15 protein-coding genes and 1 tRNA gene are annotated in these 17,643 nt (G+C 70.3%); 10 read left to right on the top strand and 6 right to left on the bottom strand.

Annotated features, from left to right (window positions below; all coding sequences use genetic code 11):
- Positions 1-193: 193 nt before the first annotated feature.
- Genes AC3EUV_RS01730 through AC3EUV_RS01720 form a run of 3 tightly spaced genes read left to right on the top strand, consistent with a single transcriptional unit; the run spans position 194 to position 4,809 of the window.
- Positions 194-1,663: an aldehyde dehydrogenase family protein gene (locus AC3EUV_RS01730; protein WP_432140553.1), complete on the top strand. Its 1,470-nt coding sequence runs from the start codon at positions 194-196 to the stop codon at positions 1,661-1,663.
- Complete coding sequence (locus AC3EUV_RS01725) at positions 1,660-3,234, top strand: APC family permease (RefSeq protein ID WP_432140552.1); 1,575 nt, start codon at positions 1,660-1,662, stop codon at positions 3,232-3,234. The genes AC3EUV_RS01730 and AC3EUV_RS01725 overlap by 4 nt, the downstream gene beginning before the upstream one ends.
- 15 nt (positions 3,235-3,249) lie before the next feature.
- The gene (locus tag AC3EUV_RS01720; RefSeq protein WP_432140551.1) at positions 3,250-4,809 is read left to right on the top strand and encodes a GMC family oxidoreductase; all 1,560 of its coding nucleotides are present in this window, start codon (positions 3,250-3,252) and stop codon (positions 4,807-4,809) included.
- Between the two features lie 317 nt (positions 4,810-5,126).
- Here AC3EUV_RS01720 and AC3EUV_RS01715 read toward each other — a convergent pair whose 3' ends face one another.
- Positions 5,127-5,297, bottom strand: a complete 171-nt coding sequence (locus AC3EUV_RS01715; protein WP_432140550.1) for a hypothetical protein — start codon at positions 5,295-5,297, stop codon at positions 5,127-5,129.
- A gap of 78 nt (positions 5,298-5,375) precedes the next feature.
- On the opposite strand from AC3EUV_RS01715, the gene AC3EUV_RS01710 reads away from it, so the two are divergent.
- The 3 genes from AC3EUV_RS01710 to AC3EUV_RS01700 all read left to right on the top strand — a co-directional run bounded on the left by AC3EUV_RS01710 (position 5,376) and on the right by AC3EUV_RS01700 (position 7,077).
- On the top strand, positions 5,376-5,843 hold the full coding sequence (locus tag AC3EUV_RS01710) for a WXG100 family type VII secretion target (protein ID WP_435601946.1): 468 nt from the start codon (positions 5,376-5,378) through the stop codon (positions 5,841-5,843).
- A gap of 33 nt (positions 5,844-5,876) precedes the next feature.
- The gene (locus tag AC3EUV_RS01705) at positions 5,877-6,623 is read left to right on the top strand and encodes a hypothetical protein (protein ID WP_432140548.1); all 747 of its coding nucleotides are present in this window, start codon (positions 5,877-5,879) and stop codon (positions 6,621-6,623) included.
- 70 nt (positions 6,624-6,693) lie between these two features.
- Complete coding sequence (locus AC3EUV_RS01700) at positions 6,694-7,077, top strand: hypothetical protein (protein WP_432140547.1); 384 nt, start codon at positions 6,694-6,696, stop codon at positions 7,075-7,077.
- 170 nt (positions 7,078-7,247) lie between these two features.
- Here the strand turns inward: AC3EUV_RS01700 and AC3EUV_RS01695 are convergent.
- A tRNA-Leu gene (locus tag AC3EUV_RS01695) sits at positions 7,248-7,335 on the bottom strand.
- 105 nt (positions 7,336-7,440) lie between these two features.
- On the opposite strand from AC3EUV_RS01695, the gene AC3EUV_RS01690 reads away from it, so the two are divergent.
- Positions 7,441-8,775, top strand: a complete 1,335-nt coding sequence (locus AC3EUV_RS01690; RefSeq protein ID WP_432140546.1) for a DUF2254 domain-containing protein — start codon at positions 7,441-7,443, stop codon at positions 8,773-8,775.
- A gap of 19 nt (positions 8,776-8,794) precedes the next feature.
- Here the strand turns inward: AC3EUV_RS01690 and AC3EUV_RS01685 are convergent, their stop codons facing one another.
- Both AC3EUV_RS01685 and AC3EUV_RS01680 read right to left on the bottom strand, forming a co-directional pair.
- Complete coding sequence (locus tag AC3EUV_RS01685) at positions 8,795-10,384, bottom strand: aldehyde dehydrogenase family protein (RefSeq protein WP_432140545.1); 1,590 nt, start codon at positions 10,382-10,384, stop codon at positions 8,795-8,797.
- A gap of 310 nt (positions 10,385-10,694) precedes the next feature.
- On the bottom strand, positions 10,695-11,075 hold the full coding sequence (locus AC3EUV_RS01680; RefSeq protein ID WP_432140544.1) for a chorismate mutase: 381 nt from the start codon (positions 11,073-11,075) through the stop codon (positions 10,695-10,697).
- A 660-nt stretch (positions 11,076-11,735) separates the two neighbouring features.
- On the opposite strand from AC3EUV_RS01680, the gene fdhD reads away from it, so the two are divergent.
- The gene (fdhD, locus tag AC3EUV_RS01675; RefSeq protein WP_435601945.1) at positions 11,736-12,626 is read left to right on the top strand and encodes a formate dehydrogenase accessory sulfurtransferase FdhD; all 891 of its coding nucleotides are present in this window, start codon (positions 11,736-11,738) and stop codon (positions 12,624-12,626) included.
- 30 nt (positions 12,627-12,656) lie between these two features.
- On the opposite strand, the gene AC3EUV_RS01670 is transcribed toward fdhD, so the two are convergent.
- Entirely contained in the window at positions 12,657-13,100 is a 444-nt protein-coding gene (locus AC3EUV_RS01670) for a MarR family winged helix-turn-helix transcriptional regulator (RefSeq protein ID WP_432140542.1), read from the bottom strand.
- 135 nt (positions 13,101-13,235) lie between these two features.
- Between AC3EUV_RS01670 and AC3EUV_RS01665 the strand changes: the two genes are divergently transcribed.
- The gene (locus AC3EUV_RS01665) at positions 13,236-14,177 is read left to right on the top strand and encodes a quinone oxidoreductase family protein (RefSeq protein WP_435601944.1); all 942 of its coding nucleotides are present in this window, start codon (positions 13,236-13,238) and stop codon (positions 14,175-14,177) included.
- 258 nt (positions 14,178-14,435) lie between these two features.
- Positions 14,436-16,430, top strand: coding sequence for an exo-alpha-sialidase (locus AC3EUV_RS01660; protein WP_435601943.1), 1,995 nt, complete (start codon positions 14,436-14,438; stop codon positions 16,428-16,430).
- Positions 16,431-16,577: 147 nt separating this feature from the next.
- Here the strand turns inward: AC3EUV_RS01660 and AC3EUV_RS01655 are convergent, their stop codons facing one another.
- Positions 16,578-17,642 carry a bile acid:sodium symporter family protein gene (locus AC3EUV_RS01655; protein ID WP_435601942.1) on the bottom strand — a complete coding sequence of 355 codons (1,065 nt, stop codon included), beginning with the start codon at positions 17,640-17,642 and terminating at the stop codon, positions 16,578-16,580.
- Between the last annotated feature and the right edge of the window lies 1 nt (position 17,643).

Here is a 17,643-nt window from a genome sequence, read left to right as displayed (position 1 = left end):
CCCACCCGGTGCCGCTCCCCTCTCCCCCGGCCCCTCGTACCGTGCGGAGCCGCACCGCCCGTCTTACTCTCGGTTCAGTGATCGTCACCGAGGTCCGCACGGCGGGCCGACCGGCGGCCTGACGCCGTCGGGCCGGGGCGGCCGGGTCCTGCCGCGGCCGCCCCGTACGAGCCCGGAGACCGGAGGCACCACCATGCCGGAGCTGTTCATCGGCGGTCTGTGGACCGCAGCGGCCGACGGGCAGGTGCGTGAGATCCGCTGCCCCGCCGACGGCACGCTGGTCGCGACCGTGGACGAGGGCGGGCCGAAGGACGCGGCGGCAGCGGTCTCCGCCGCCCGCACCGCCTTCGACGACGGGTCCTGGCCCCGCACCCCGGCGGCCGAGCGCGGTCGGCTGGTGCTGCGCGTCGCCGAGCTGCTGGAGCGCGACCGGGACGTGCTGGCCAAGGCCGAGTCGCTGGACACCGGCAAGCGGCTGGTCGAGAGCGGCTACGACATGGACGACATCGCCAACTGCTTCCGCCACTTCGGCAACCTCGGCGCGGCCGGCGGCACCGACCGGGTGGTGGACGCCGGTGCCCCGGAGATCGACAGCACGGTGTGCCACGAGCCGGTCGGCGTCTGCGCGCTGATCACCCCGTGGAACTACCCGCTGCTCCAGACCGCCTGGAAGGTCGCCCCCTGTCTGGTCGCGGGCAACACCTTCATCCTGAAGCCCAGTGAGCTGACCCCGCACACCGCCGTCCACCTCATGCGGCTGCTGTCCGAGGCCGGGCTGCCCGGCGGCGCCGCCAATCTGGTGCTGGGCACCGGCCCGGGCGTGGGCGCGCTGCTGACCGAGGACCCGCGGGTGGACATGGTGTCGTTCACCGGCGGGCTGCTCACCGGCCGGCGCATCATGGCCGCGGCGGCCCCGACGGTGAAGAAGATCGCGCTGGAGCTGGGCGGCAAGAACCCGAACATCGTCTTCGCGGACGCCGACTTCGACACCGCCGTCGACTACGCCCTGATGGCCGTCTTCCTGCACTCCGGGCAGGTCTGCTCGGCGGGCGCCCGGCTGCTCGTCCAGGAGGAGCTGCACGATGCCTTCGTCGACGAACTGGTCTCCCGCGCCCAGCGGATCCGGCTCGGCGGACCGTTCGACGAGCATGCCCGCACCGGCCCGCTGATCTCTGCCGCGCACCGCGCGAAGGTCGAGGCGTATGTGGCGGCCGGGCTGGAAGAAGGCGCCGTACTGCTCTGCGGCGGCTCCCCGCCCGACGATCCGTCGCTGGCGAACGGCTTCTACTATCTGCCGACCGTGCTGGACGAGTGCACCCCGGACATGACCGTCGTCCGCGACGAGAGCTTCGGCCCGGTGCTGACCGTCGAGCGCTTCCGGGACGAGGACGAGGCGGTCTCGCTCGCCAACGACACGGTGTACGGGCTGGCCGGGGCGGTGTGGACACAGGACAGCGAGCGGGCCCACCGGGTCGCCGCCCGGCTGCGCGCGGGCACGGTGTGGATCAACGACTTCCACCCCTATGTGCCGCAGGCGGAGTGGGGCGGGATGAAGCAGTCCGGCGTCGGCCGCGAGCTGGGGCCCGCGGGGCTGGCGGAGTACCAGGAGGCCAAGCACGTCTGGCGCAACACCGCGCCACGGCCGCAGAGGTGGTTCGAGTGACCGGCCCCGAGTCCCCCCACCCCGGCAGCCGGGCCCACGGTGAGCACGACGACGACTCGCTCGCCGAGCTCGGCTACAAGCCGGAACTCAAGCGCACCCTGGGCAACTTCCACACCTTCGCCGCCGGCATCAGCTATATCTCCATCCTCACCGGCACCTTCCAGCTGTTCTACTTCGGTATCGCCCACGGCGGACCGGCCTACTGGTGGTCCTGGCCGATGGTGTTCTTCGGCCAGCTGATGGTGGCGCTGTGCTTCTGCGAGCTGGCCGCCCGCTACCCGGTGGCCGGATCGGTCTACAACTGGGCCAAGAAGCTCGGCGGCCCGCACATCGGCTGGCTCGGCGGCTGGATGATGCTGACCGCGACCATGGTCTCGCTGTCCGCGGTGGCGCTGGCCTACCAGGTGACGCTGCCGCAGATCTCGTCGTGGTTCCAGTTCATCGGCGACGGCACCGGCAAGTCCGCGGCCGAGAACGCCGTCCTGCTCGGCACCGTACTGATCGCCTTCACCACCCTGGTCAACGCCTTCGGCGTCAAACTCATGGCCCGGATCAACTCCGCGGGCGTGGCGATCGAGCTGATCGCCGCCATCGTCCTGATCCTGCTGCTCGCCGCGCATGTCACCCGCGGCCCCGACGTCGTGACCGACACCTTCGGTCTGGGCGCGGGCGAGAACCTCGGCTACTTCGGTGCGTTCCTCACCGCGTCGCTGGCCTCGGCCTATGTCATGTACGGCTTCGACACCGCCTCGTCACTCGGCGAGGAGTCCAAGGACCCCGGCCGCAACGCCCCCCGCGCGATCCTGCGGGCACTGGTCGCGTCGTTCCTCATCGGCGGTCTGATCCTGCTGTTCGCGCTGATGTCGGTGCCCAACCTTCAGGCCGAACAGCTGAAGGTGGACGGTCTCCAGTACGTGGTGCTCTCCACGCTCGGCTCGACCGTCGGACAGATCGTGCTCTGGTGTGTGGTCATCGCGATCACCGTGTGCGAACTGGCGGTGCACACCGCAGGCATCCGGCTGGCGTTCGCGATGGCCCGGGACAACAACCTCCCGGCCGCCTCGCTGCTCGCCAAGGTCAGCCCGCGCTTCCAGACACCGGTGCTGCCGGCCGTCATCATCGGGCTGGTGGCGATCGGCATCCTCGTCATCAACGTCAATCAGCCGCAGATCTTCTCGGTGATCACCAGTATCGCGATCATCATGATCTACCTGGCCTATCTGGCGGTCACGCTGCCGATGCTGATCCAGCGGCTGCGGGGCAACTGGACCCCGGCCAAGGGCAAGTTCTCCCTCGGCAAGTTCGGCATTCCGGTGAACCTCCTGGCGGTGTGCTGGGGCATCGCGATGTCCCTGAACCTCGCCTGGCCGCGCGCCGCGGTCTACAACGCGACCGGCCCGCAGCACTGGTATCTGCGCTGGGGCGCCTTCCTGTTCATCGGCGTCGTGGGGCTCGGCGGTTTCGCCTACTACTGGTTCGTCCAGCGCAAGAAGACGGGCGTCCTGGCCATGCACGCCGCCGTCCACCCGGACCGCGGCACCTCGGGCGACGCCGGCAACCCCACCCCCTGATCTGGAGACGGCACGATGTCCCAAGAGGCTCCTGTGGACGAGTTCGACTATGTCGTGGTCGGCGGCGGCACGGCCGGCGCGGTCGTGGCGGCCCGGCTCAGCGAGGATCCGGCGGTCACCGTCTGCCTGCTGGAGGCCGGCCCGTCCGATGTCGGCGACGAGAACGTGCTGCGCCTGGACCGGTGGATGGGGCTGCTGGAATCCGGCTACGACTGGGACTATCCGGTCGAGCCGCAGGAGAACGGCAACAGCTTCCTGCGGCACGCCCGCGCCAAGGTGCTGGGCGGCTGCTCCTCGCACAACTCCTGTATCGCCTTCTGGACCCCGGCCGAGGATCTCGACGAGTGGGCCGCGATGGGCTGTACGGGCTGGGGCGCGGCCGACTGCTTCCCGCTCTTCCAGCGGCTGGAGAACAACGACGGCCCCGGAGACCACCACGGCCACGACGGCCCGGTCGTGCTGCGCACCGTCCCGCCGCACGACCCGTGCGGAGTGGCCCTCCTGGAGGCCTGCGCGGCGGCCGGCATCCCGACCGCCGCCTTCAACACCGGCGAGACCGTCATCCGGGGCGCGAACTGGTTCCAGATCAACTGCCGCCCCGACGGCACCCGTTCCTCGGCCTCGGTGTCCTATCTCCACCCCGTCATGGGCACCCGCAAGAACCTGGAGGTACGGACCGGGCTCCAGGCCCGACGCCTGAATTTCGACTCCGCACGGCACTGCACCGGCGTGGACTACCTCGCCCCCGACCTGATCCACACCCGCACCGTCCACGCCCGCCGCGAGACCGTCGTCTCCTGCGGCGCCATCGACTCACCCAAGCTCCTGATGCTCTCCGGCATCGGCCCGGCCACCCATCTGCGCGCCACCGGCATCGAGCCGATCGTCGACTCCCCCGGCGTCGGCTCCAGCCTCCAGGACCACCCGGAGGGCGTGATCATGTGGGACGCCAAGCAGCCCATGGTCCGCTCCTCCACCCAGTGGTGGGAGATCGGCATCTTCGCCGACACCGAGCCGGGCCTGGACCGCCCGGACCTGATGTTCCACTACGGCCAGGTGCCCTTCGACATGAACACCTACCGCCGCGGCTACCCCACCTCGGAGAACGCCTTCTGCCTCACCCCGAACGTCACCCGCGCCCGCTCCCTGGGCACCGTACGGCTGCGCACCCGCGACTTTCGTGACAAGCCCAAGGTCGACCCGCGCTACTTCACCGACGAGCACGACATCCGCGTCATGACCCATGGACTCCGGCTCGCCCGCGAGATCATCGCCCAGCCCGCGATGGCCGACTGGGCGGGCACCGAACTCGCCCCGGGCCCCTCCGCCCACTCCGACTCCGAGCTCCTCGACTACATCCGCACCACCCACAACACCGTCTACCACCCCGCCTGCACGGTCCGGATGGGCTCCGCCGACGACCAGGCCACCCCGCTCGACCCCCAGCTGCGGGTCAAGGGCGTCACGGGTCTGCGGGTGGCCGACGGTTCGGTAATGCCGTTCCTGCCGGCGGTGAACCCCTGCATCACGACGATGATGATCGGGGAGAAGTGCGCGGACATGATGCGGACATGACGCAGCCCCGGACGCGAAGCGCATGACCGGGGCACACAAAAGACCTACGAGGTGGGCTCCCTTCGCCGGCATTGTCCGGATCAGGTGCTTGGGGGTCGCCGTCCGGTCTTACGACCTTTCAGCCTCTCAGCCCGACCTTTCCTCTTGTCCTCGGCGAGAGCCAGAGCTCCCTTCCCCGAGGCCAGTCCGGTCGAACTCCCTCGCTCGCCCCGTAGGCCGACCTTCAGGATACTCCCGCAGAACGGGACATAACACCCCTATTGCCCACCTTTTCGATGCCCTTCACGGCGCCCCGGAACGGGACCCCCCGCGGACCGCTAGAGCACGTCCCGCAGCAGCAGACACAGAGCCACGGCGACGGGATAGCACGCGACACCGGCCCAGGTGATCATCCGGCGCGAACTGCGACGCCCGAACCAGACGAGCAGCAGCCCGGCGTGCGTCACCACCAGAGCAAGGAAGGGGAGGACCTTGGGGAGGTCATACACAAAAGCGCAATAGACCCACACCCAAGGAAGCAGCACCCCGAAAAAGAGCGGAAGCAGCGCCCAGGACCGGACCTGACGTTGAAAGTATTCGTCAGCCGGCCCGCGCGTCTCACCATCGAGTTCAAGCGGCGGAAGATTTCCGTCGTCATCGCCGATAAGTTTCACTCAGATACAGTATCAGCGCACTCAGAGCGCGTCAAAGTCGCGATGGGGGACAGAATGAGCTTTTCGGTCGATTCAGACGATCTGACAGGTTTCGGAAAGCAGGTGAAACGGGCGGCTGACGACGTCGAAGAATCAAGGGATTACGTCAAGAAGTCTTGCGAGATGCTTCCCTCCGATGTCGGCCCTATTTCCACAGTGGCTCAGATTTGGGACGGCGCCCACAAGGACGTGGTAAATCGCGTACAGAATACACTCAAAGCATTGCATAAGATCCTCACTTCATCGTCCACAGAGCTGCTCCAATCCGCGAAGCATTACGATTCGACGGATCAGAATGAAGCCCGAAAGATGGATGCCACCTATCCGGCATCCAAGCGCTAGATCACGTCACATCTATCTCGGGGAGCAAGCGAAATGGGATTCGCCGACACAGCAAAGCCCACCAGCCACCTGGTGCCGCCGAAGGTGGACGACGACAAGGAGGAGCCGGAAGGCGGAGTCGTCAAGGACCTTCTTTCCTTCGGCGACGTACTGAGTCCTTCCTGGGTAATCAGCAAGGGCCTGGAAATCGCCTTCGACTTCAATCCGGTCGACGAGGCAAAGAAGTTGATCGCCGGTGACTGGACCGAGTATGCACAGTGCGCTAAGGCCTGGAAGGCGATGGGGGAATTCTGCGAGGATCTTGCGGAGAACATCAAGGCCGGCAATACAGCACTGGACAAAACATGGAACGGTAACGCCGCCGACGCCGCATACATCTACTTCGATACGCTCTCGAAAGACATTGCGGACATGAAGCACTCCTTCGTTGACCTGAAGGAGAACTACGAGAAGACAACCGAATCCGTCTGGAACGCGGCCGAGGCGTGCGGTGACCTGCTCCAGGGGATTTTGGACACCGCGGCGATCGTCGGCCTGACGGCACTAGCCGGCGCCTCGACGAGCTTCACTTTGTTCGGTCCTGCGATCGCCGCGGGGGCGATCGCAGGTGAGGTCATCGCCATGATTAATATGTGGTCGAAGCTGACGACGGTCATCAGTGAACTTCAAACTGCCATGAACGGTTCCGTAGCGCTAGTTACCGGCATCACCTCCTCGATCGAAAACAAAGCGATCAAGTTCCCCATCCCGGGCAAGGCCTACGACAGTCCAGTGGCCTGATCCCCCACCCCGATGGCCACACAACGCCATCCAGCCACAGAAGCACATTCGACACAGAAAACGGGGAAGAGTGCAGCCCAACGGAAATCAGCGTGAAGTCGGCGACGCCGAATTCATGGACCTGGCCAAGGATGAGGCCAGGGCCCGTATGCTTCGTAAAATGCTGAAGAACCTGGCGCAGGGAGACGGCCGCGATCCGCTGGCCGAGATGGCCAGGGACGTCATGTCGGGCCGCCGGGGAATCCGGGAAGCCATTGACGGCCTGCCTCGGAACGAATCCCTTGAGGAGCGCTTCGACACGTTCCAGCAACGCTGGGACGCGATGCCGGAGAGCGAACGCCTAGCAGCGGAACGTGAAGGGTCCCGTTACCTGGACGAACAGCGTCGAGAGATTCAGGCAGAGCGTGAGGCGGCAGCCGGCCGGCACGCGGCACCACCTCGCCACCGCGACTAACGACACGGGCGCCCCTCGGGGCGCCCGTCGCTGTCATCCCGGCGCCACCGGCCCTGCGGACTGACTCGCCCCCTCACCGACCCCGGGAAGGCGCCGGCCCCTGGGCCGGACCCCGGTCGTGCCGCAAGCGCAGAGACGCAGAAAGACCCCTGCTCAGCAGGGGTCTTCGCTGGTGTCCGAGGGGGGACTTGAACCCCCACGCCCGATAAAGGGCACTAGCACCTCAAGCTAGCGCGTCTGCCATTCCGCCACCCGGACTAGGTGTGATCTTCACGGGGCGTTCCCCGCGGCGACATGGACAACAATACCAAGGTTTCGGAGTGCCCTTCACCTGCGTATCCGTCGCCCACATAACCTCGATTTATGGGCAATGAGGGACATGTCGCGCATATCAGTGGTCCCCGCAGGCCACGTGCGCTGTCGCCGCTACGGGAGCATCTGCGGGACACGTTCTGGTTCGCGCCGTCGGCGGGGCTGGTGTGTGCCGGGCTGCTGTGGTGGGGGGCGTCGGCGCTCGATCTTGAGATCGTTGCGCTGCTCCAGCGCGAGAAGGCGTATGCGGCGCTGCGGGACCTGGTGTCGGTGGCCGAGGACACCAGGACGATCGTGACGACGATCAGCTCGGCGATGATGACCTTCATCGCCGTGGTCTTCAGCATTTCGCTGGTCGCGGTGCAGATGGCCAGCGGTCAGCTCACCCCGCGGGTGGTGCGGATCTTCATCCGGAGCCGGATCAGCAAGATCACGCTCAGCATCTTCCTGGCGACCTTCCTGTTCTCGCTGCTGGTGCTCACCTCGTACGAGAGCGAGACCGACATCCGCCAGGTCACCTCGGTGCCCGTGGTGCAGAGCGTGCTGACGATGGCCCTGGTGGTGCTCAGCCTGCTGCTGTTCATCGCGTATGTGTCGGCCACGCTGCGGCTGATGCAGGTGGGGCCGGTGGTCGACCGGATCACCCGGGAGACGCTGCGGATGCTGGCGCGACAGGGCACGGGCAAGGAGGGCGCGGAGGACGGGGGCTCCCTGGCGGCCGAGACGGGACGGGTCGCGCACACCGGCCGGGCCGGGCTCGTACGGGATGTGCATGTGGCGCGGCTGGTGCGGGTGGCACGGCGGCAGGGGGTTGTGCTGCGGCTGCTGCCGCGGATCGGGGATTTCGTGCTGCCGGGGACGCCGGTACTGGCGGTGCACGGCGAGACGGTGCCGCCCCGGTGGGCGTTGCGGCGCACGGTGTCGGTGGGGGTGGAGCGCACCTTTCACCAGGATCTCGGGCTCGGGCTGCGGCAGTTGGCGGACATCGCGCTGCGGGCGCTGTCGCCGGCGGTGAACGATCCGACCACGGCCGTGCAGTGCCTGGACCGGATCGTGCAGATTCTCGCGGCGGTGGTGGGGCGGCCGCTCGGGGCGGTGCACCACCGGGACCGCCGGGGCGCGGTGCGGCTGGTGCAGAACGTACCGGCCTGGGCCGATCTGGTGGACCTGGGGCTGACCGAGATCCGGGTGGCAGCGGTGCACAGTCCGCAGGTCAGCCGGCGGATGCTGGCCGGGATCGACGATCTGCTGCGGCTCGCACCGGAACCGCGGCGGGAGCCGCTGGTGCGGCACCGCACGCTCCTGCTCCAGGCGGTGGAGCGCGCGGTGCCGGCGGCGCCGGACCGGCGGTTCGCCTCGTCTCCCGACCGGCAGGGGATCGGCTAGTACCGGTCCGGCGCCCTGGTTACGGCATCAGGTGGTAGTCCGGGAAGTTGCCCGGCAGACGTTCGGGCTCCGGGCCTTCGGTGACCGCGCGGACGAGGAGTTCGCCGCCGACGAAGGCACCGCTCCAGGAGTTGCCGAAACCGCCGAAGAGTTCATCGCGGTCGCCCCGGGAACGCGGCTTGCCGTGGCCGACCTTGAAGGCGCGGATCTGCGGCGCGAGGCGGTCGTAGGTGTCCTTGTCGTCGCAGGAGAGGCTGGCGACCAGGGCGCCGTTGCTGGCGTTCATGGCGGCGAGGAGTTCCGCCTCGGTGTCGACGAGGACGAGGGTGTCGACGGGGCCGAAGGGCTCGGCGTGGTGGAGCGGGGAGGACGGGGGTGGGGCCAGGAGCGTGGTCGGCGGGAGGTAGGCCGAGGTGTCCTGGGACGGCAGGAAGTGACCGTCCGCCAGGCTGCCGCGGTGCAGGGGGACCGCGCCCCGGGAGATCGCCTCGTGGGTGAGGTCGGCGAGTTCCTTGGCCTTGGCGGCGTTGATCAGCGGTCCGAAGTCGAGTTCGGGGAGCGGATCGGCGGGGTCGGCGACGGCCAAGGGGTGGCCGAAGCGGACGCTGCGGACGGCCGGGAGGTAGGCGGCGAGGAAGTCGGCGAAGGCTGCACGCTGGACGACGAAGCGGGGGTAGGCGGTGCAGCGCTGCTTGGCGTAGTCGAAGGTCTTGCGGAGCAGCGGCGTCAGGGCCGGCCAGTCGGTGAAGTTCCAGATGCCCCAGGTGTTGAGGCCCTCTTGTTCGAGGATGTGGCGTTTGCCGAGGTCGGCGACGGCGGTGGCGACCCGGGCGCCGGTGTCCCGGCCGCCGACGAAGGACACACAGCCGATTTCGGGTGAGCGGACGAGGGAGGGCGAGAGCTCCTTGCCGCTGCCGCTGACGAGGGTGGCCGGGACGCCTTCCCGGACGGCCAGCGCGCAGGCGAGGGTGAGACACACCAGGCCGCCGTCGGTGGGGGTCTTGGCGATCACCGCGTTGCCGGCCAGCGCCTGTACCAGCATCGCGTGGATCAGGACCGACATCGGGTAGTTCCAACTGGCGATGTTGCTGACCGGGCCGGGCAGCGGGGTGCGGTCGACGAGCATCCGGTCGATCTCGGAGACGTACCAGCGGACCCCGTCGATGGCTCGGTCGACGTCCGCCTGCGCGAGCTTCCAGGGCTTGCCGATCTCCCAGACCAGGAGCAGGGCGAGCAGTTCGCGGTGCTCGGTCAGCGCGTCGAGGGTGGCGGAGATCCGGGCCTTGCGTTCGGCCAACGGGACCTGGCGCCAGGCCCGGTGCTGGTCGAGGGAGGCGCGTACGGCGTGCAGCGCGGCGTCCGCGTCGAGCCGGGGCGGACCGGCGACGGGGCTGCCGTCGACGGGGCTGGTGGCGGGCAGCGGGTGGCCGTCCGGATGCCAGGCGGCGCCCCAGAGGTTGAGGGCCTGGTCGTCGCGGAACGCCTCGGGGGCCGCGGCCAGGCTGCGCTGCCAGGCGTCCTGCCAGGACGTACCGGGCTTGAGTATGAGCGTCGGTGCGGGGCGGTCGCTCCGCGCCGGGTCGGCGGGGGATGCGGGGGTGGTGGCCATCATGTGTCTCCGCTCTCGGTGCACGGCCGGAGGGGCAGGGTGGTGGCGCTCGATCGGCTCCCGATGGAACCGTGTTACTGGACGGTAGTGGGCGCGGCGACACTGCGGGACGGTCCGGCGTCAGGTATGGCGAGTGTCACTCGGCGGAGGCGGCGGGGCCAGCTGGGTGAGGCGACCGTGGGGCCGGACGGTCAAGGAGGAACTGCGCCATTCTTCGCGGTGGGCCCTGCGCGCTGCACCGGAAACGCGGGCGCCCACGCGGCTCGTTGCCGCGCGGGCGCTGCCATGCCGTCCGCTGGACGTACGGGACTCAGCCCGCCGCGGGCCCCGCCGCTTCCGTCGTCGCCTCTTCGTGCGTACGGTCGGCGATCGCCCGGTGGTGGCGGACGACCTCGCCGATGATGAAGTTGAGGAACTTCTCGGCGAAGGCCGGGTCCAGCTTGGCGTCCTCGGCCAGCCGGCGCAGCCGCTCGATCTGCGCGGCCTCCCGGGCCGGGTCGGCGGGCGGCAGGCTGTGCCGCGCCTTGAGCTCGCCGACCTGCTGGGTGCACTTGAAACGCTCGGCGAGCAGATGCACCAAGGCGGCGTCGAGGTTGTCGATGCTGCCGCGCAGGTAAAGCAGCCGCTCACGGGCCGCCTCGTCGGCAACGGAGGCCGCTTCGCCGGCCGCCGGTGCGGTCCCTTCGCTCATGTGCGTCTCGCCATTCGTGGTCGGTCGGGTGCCCGGCGCGGTTTCCTGCTTCGGGTACGTCATGCCTGATCGGCTGCACATTACCCGGACAAAGGCCGGTGACCTGGGCTGGTCTCGCGGATCGGACCGAAGGGCCGGGACCGGGCCGGGCGGCGCCTGAGCGACGCGCGGGCGGCGACTGCGCAACGCCCGGTAGCGGGATCCCCCACAGATCCCGCCACCGGGCCGTTTCGCGCGGGGCCGCGGCAAGGGCCGACCCCGGATGCGGGGCGCTGACCGGGCCCCGGCTCAAGCACCTACCCACACCACGGCCCGGCCATCCCTCCGTCTTCCCTTGATTCGCGCTCTTCGTGGGCACCACACCGGCCGCCGTGCGGTGCGCACGTCCATCTCGCCCATGTGGCAAGCGAGTTGCTGCTGCCGTACCGGGCGGGCTGATCCTCCTGACACCGCGCGAAGAGCGCTTCAGCCGGCCCGTGGACGACTTCACGACGCGGCGCACCACCGCACCCGGCAGGTGCAGGAGAATGAGAACGTCAAGGTCACCTCGCCCCCACGGCCACCGGTGACCCACGGCGATCCGTATCAGGGGCCGCTTCGGCCCTCGGCACATACAGCACCGGGACCACGCCGGACCGGTGCGGACGGGACTGATCAGACATGGGACGGGTCACCGAGCGACGCCGCGTCATCCGCATCCGCGACGGTGCCGTGAGCACCCGCCCGGACACCCTCGTCGCCGAGGAGCCACTGGAGATCCGGGTCGGCGGCAAACCGCTGGCGATCACCATGCGCACGCCCGGTGACGACTTCGCGCTCGCCGCCGGCTTCCTCGTCAGCGAGGGCGTCCTGGCGAGCGCCGATGAACTGGCGAACATCGTCTACTGCGCGGGGGCCACCGATGGGGGCACCGCCGGCCCGGACGACGCCGGGAGCGGGAGCGGGGGCAACAGCTACAACGTGGTCGATGTCCGGCTCGCGGACGGGGTTCCGGTCCCGGACATCAGCCTGGAACGCCATGTCTATACGACCTCGTCGTGCGGGCTGTGCGGCAAGGCCAGCCTGGACGCCGTCCGCACCACCGCCCGCTGGTCCCTGGACACCTCCCCCGACACCCCGGTCCGGATCGCTCCGGAGACGCTGAGCGCGCTCCCCGACCGACTGCGGGCGGCCCAGCGGGTGTTCGAGCGGACGGGGGGCCTGCATGCCGCGGCGCTGTTCACGGCGGACGGTGAGCTGCTCGACATCCGGGAGGACGTGGGGCGGCACAACGCCGTCGACAAGATCGTCGGGCGGGCGCTGCAACAGGGGCGGCTGCCGCTGTCCTCCAGCGTGCTGATGGTCTCCGGCCGGGCGTCGTTCGAGCTGGCGCAGAAGGCGGTGATGGCGGGCATTCCCGTGCTGGCCGCGGTCTCGGCGCCGTCCTCGCTCGCCGTCGATCTGGCCGTCGAGACGGGGCTGACCCTGGTCGGGTTTCTGCGTGGCACCTCCATGAACGTGTACGCGGGTGAGCACCGGATCGCCCTGGACGCGGCGGCCACCACGGGCTGAGGCGCGCCCGGCACGGCCGGCGGCCGTGCGTCAGCCCGCCGGCAGCGCGATCCGGGTCAGCAGCGCGATCAGCTGCTCGCGTTCGGCGGGGGTCAGGGCCGCGGTCAGCTCCGCGTTGGCCTCGTCGCCGAGCCGCTGGGTGCGGCGCAGCCGCTGTCGGCCCTCGGCGGAGATCTCGACGGCGTTCTTGCGCCGGTCCTTGGGGTCGGGGGTGCGGGTCACCAGCCCGTCCTGCTGGAGGTCGTTGACGATCGCGACCATGTCCTTGGGGTCGATGGCCAGCGTCCGGCCGAGCTCCGCCTGGGAGACCGGACCGAGTTCGGCGACCGCCGAGAGAACGGCGTGATGCATCATCCGCATGCCTTCGGCGGCCAGCGCGTCGGCGACCAGGCGGTGCCCGCGGGCGGCGGCGCGGCCCAGCAGCCAGCTGGGGAGCGCGCGGATACGGCTGGGGGCGTAGGGAGTGTCGGCCATGGGGCCACCGTACCGAGAAACCCGTTGGAGGACCCAACGAAAAACCATTGGCTGCCCCAATGATCCATGACTATCGTTGGGGCACCCAATGAAGCCACCGGTGCCCACCGGCCGACGAACCCGGAGGTGCTGCCCATGCGCCGCGTCCGATTCCATTCCTACGGCGGTCCCGGCGTGCTGCGGGTCGAGGAGGCGGCGGCGCCGGTGCCCGGCCCGGGGGAACTCCTGGTGCGCACGGAGGCCATCGGCGTCACGCTGCCGTGCGTACGGCGGGTGCGCGGCGACGGCAACGGCGGCGGCGATCCGCTGCCCGCCATGCCCGGCGGCGAGATCGCCGGTACGGTCGTCGCGCTCGGCCCGGACGTCACCGGCTTCGCCCCCGGCGACCGCGTCACCTCGCTCACCCTCACCGGCTCGTACACCGAACTCGCCCTCGCCCCCACCTTTCTGGCGAGCCGGATACCGGACGGGGCGAGCGCCGTGCAGGCGGTGGCACTGGTGCGCAGCGGGCATGTCGCACTCGCCGCGCTCAGCACCGCCGCACCCTGGGGCGCCGAATCCGTCCTGATCACCGGCGCGGCCAGCGGCACCGGGCATCTCGCCGTCCAACTGGCCAAGCTTCAGGGGGTGCCACGGGTGGTGGCCGCCGTCAGCTCGGCCGCCAAGGCGGAGTTCCTCCGCGACCTGGGGGCCGATGAGGTGGTGACGTACGACCAGGAGTCCTGGGGCGCGCCGGTCGACATCGTGCTGGACGGTGTCGGCGGCGAGCTGCTGCCGCGCGCGCTGGCGGCGCTGACCCCCGGCGGCCGGCTGATCTTCTTCAACTCCGGTGGCGGCACGGTCCCGGCGCATGAGCTGCTGGCCGGCGCCAAGACGATCACCGGGCTGACGATGCGCCACTTCTCCACCGTCCACCGGGAGCTGTACGAGGAGCACCGGGCGCGGCTGTGGGAGCTGGCCGGCGCCGGCCGGCTGCGGGCCGCCGTCCACGCCGAACTGCCGCTGGCCGAGGCCGCGAAGGCGCACGCGATCATCGAGGCCAGGGCCAACCTCGGAAAGGTGGTGCTGCGGCCGTGAGGCCCGGCGGGCACATACGGCAGATTCGGGGCACCCGGCCCACGCGGCACTCCCGGCCCCCGCACCGCAGTCGGCGCTTCCGGCGCACCCGGCGCAGTACCTGCGGGCCGGGAGAGTGAATTCCGGCTACGGCACGGAGAACCGACGCACGCTCCTTGTCGCGCTCCGCACGCGGCAGTAGCTTCCGTCGCGATGCACACATAGGACGTGGGATGTCCTGATGACCCGACGCCGATGCCTCGAAGGGCAGGCCGGACCATGACGTCAGTTCTCCGCGCACACCCCAGCCCCCGCAGCAGACCCCGCCACCGCGTCGCGGCCCTGCTCGCCGCACTGACCGCCACAGCCCTCGCCCTCCTGCCGGCCGCCCCCGTCCACGCCGCACCGGACGGCGCGCCGGGCACCCCCGCCGGCGGCTTCGACCAGCAGATCCTCTTCAAGGCCGCCCAGGACCCGGGCTACTACTGCTTCCGTATACCGGCCGTCGTACAGTCCACGCGGGGCACCCTGCTCGCCTTCGCCGAGGGCCGGCGACACGACTGTGGCGACGCGGGCGATATCGACCTCGTCCTCAAACGCTCCACCGACGGCGGCCGGACCTGGGGACCGCTCCAGGTCATCAACCACGGCAACGGTGACACCCACGGCAATCCGGCGCCCATCGTGGACCGCCGCACCGGCCGGATCGTGCTCGCCGAGACCTACAACAAGGGCCGCGCCGACGGCCTCAGCTGCGATGTCCCCTGCGATCGCACCCCGCACCTTCAGTACAGCGACGACGACGGCGCGACCTGGTCCGCGCCCCGGGACCTGACCGCCGGCATCCGCCCTCCGGAGTGGAACTCCTGGTACGCCACCGGTCCCGTGCACGGCATCCAGCTCACCCGTGGACGGCATGCGGGGCGGCTGGTGTTCAGCGTGAACGCCGAGAGCTACGCGGACCACCGGGTCACCGCCAACCATGCCGCCCTGATCCACAGCGACAACGGCGGCACCACCTGGAAGGTCGGCGCGCTGGACAGCTGGCCCGTCGCGGCCGGCTCCGCTTCCGAAGGTCCGTCGAAGAGCGGAGGCGGAACGGAGTGGAGCGGGACGTTCCGTCAGAAGCCCTCGGAGATGACGCTCCTGGAACGCTCCGACGGCTCCCTCTACATCAACGGCCGCGAACAGGACGGCACCGACCTGGGCCATCGCACCGCGGCGGTCAGCCGGGACGGCGGCGACTCCTTCGCCGCACCGTTCCGCGCCCTCCCCGGCCTCTACACGCCGATGGTGCAGGGCTCGGCGCTCCGTCTGCCGCATCCGCGCACCGGCCGCGGCCGCACCCTGTTCGCGGCCCCCGCCGACCCCGACCGGCGCCGGACCATGACCATCCGCTCGTCCTACGACGAGGGCCGCACCTGGGAGGGCGTCGACCGCGGCGCCCGGGTCACCACCGACTGGTCCGGCTACTCCGATCTGGTCGCCATCTCCCCCGAGGTCACCGGCCTGATGTACGAGGGCGGAGCGGTCGACGCGCGGGACGAGATCCGCTTCGCCCGCTTCACCGAGGACTGGCTCGGCCCGCGGCGCGCCCCGGACCCCACGACCCGCGACACCGCCCCCGGCGCACGGCCGGCGCTCGTCCTGGGCGGCGCCCGCGGCACCGACGGCCGCTTCGGACCGGCACTGTCCTTCGACGGCACCGACGATGCGGTACGCCTCCCCTTCCGCCGCGCCTTGCCCCTGGGGACCCACGACTTCACCAGCAGTCTGTGGTTCCGCTACGACGCCACCACCGGTGAACAGCCGCTGCTGTGGATGGGCGGCGTGGGCGCCAGGGCCCCGCAGGTCGCGATCTCCGGCGACCCCGCCCATCACCGGATCGTCGCCCGTATCACCGCCGTCGACGGCGCCCAACCGGCCGCCGGCGCCCAGGCGGTGACCAACTCCGCCTACAACGACGGCAGTTGGCACCATCTGGCACTGCGCCGTAGTGGCGGCAGGCTGCTGCTCTCGGTGGACGGGGACGAGACCACCGTCGCCCCCGACGTCCCGGGGTCGGTCAGCCGCGGCTCGGTCTTCGGCGTACACCTCGGCCAGAAGCCCGACAGCCGCGTCCAGTTCACCGGCGCGCTGGACGAGGTACGCGTCTACCGGCGGGCCCTGTCCGACGCCGAACTGTCCCGGGTACGTACCGAGAACGCTCCGGCGAGCGGCCCGCTGGTCCTTAGACTGTCGCTGGACCGGGTACGCGGGGGCGCGAAGAACTGATCAGCGCGGCGGACTAAGCCAGGGCCTGTCCGGACGTGACCGCTCCGGGCGGGCCCTGGATGCTTTACGGGCCGGGCGGACTCGCGGGGGCGGGCACACGGGCTTCCGCTGAACTGGCCCCTGAAATGGTCCACCCCCGTTCCCGCCCTACCGCCGCGCCCCGCTCACCGCCAAGTCCCCCGCGGTCTCCGCCTCCGGGCTTCCCCCTGCGGCGGCCGCCACCGCCGGCTCCCCTGGCGCGGAGGCCGCGAAGCGCTTCGCGAGGACCGCGCACACCATCAACTGCATCTGGTGGAACACCATCAGCGGCAGCACCGCGAGCCCGGCCTGTGCGCCGAACAGGACGCTGGCCATCGGAAGGCCGGCCGCCAGGCTCTTCTTGGAGCCGGCGAAGGTGATCGCGATCCGGTCCGCCCGGTGGAAGCCGAGCCGCTTCGAGCCGTACCAGGTGGCGGACAGCATCACCGCGAGCAGGACGGCCTCCACCCCCAGCAGGCACAGCAGCCGCAGCGCGGAGACCTGGTGCCAGATGCCCTGGACCACACCGGCGCTGAAGGCGGCGTAGACGACGAGCAGGATCGAGCCGCGGTCCACCCGGCCGAGGGCCTTCTTGTGGCGGGCGAGCCGGTCGCCGATCCACCGCCGCAGCAACTGCCCGGCGAGGAACGGCAGCAGGAGCTGGCAGACGATCGGGACCAGTGACCCGGCGGAGAAGCCGCCGCCGTTCCCGTGCAGGACCAGGCCGGCCAGCAGCGGTGTGACGACGATGCCGACGAGGCTGGAGAACGAGCCGGCGCAGATCGCCGCCGCGACATTGCCGCGGGCCAGGGAGGTGAAGGCGATGGAGGACTGGATCGTGGACGGCACCAGGCACAGGAACAGCAGGCCGGTGTAGAGGGTGGGCGGCAGGACCTGGGGGACCAGCAGGTAGGCGGCCAGGCCGAGCACCGGGAAGAGCAGGAAGGTGCAGGCAAGAACGGTCAGGTGGAGCCGCCAGTGGCGCAGGCCGTCCATGGCCTCGCGGGTCGAGAGCCGGGCGCCGTAGAGGAAGAAGAGCAGCGCGACGGCTCCGGTGGCGGCCCCCTCGGCGGCGGTGGCGGCCGGCCCGCGGGCGGGCAGCAGCGCGGCCAGGGCGACGGTGCCGGCCAGCGCCAGGAGGTAGCCGTCCACGGGCAGCCGGGACGGGAGCTTGGGCAGAGGGGGGCGGCGCATG

The sequence above is a fragment of the Streptomyces sp. bgisy130 genome (assembly GCF_057708345.1).
This window is presented reverse-complemented; position numbering and strand designations above follow the sequence as displayed.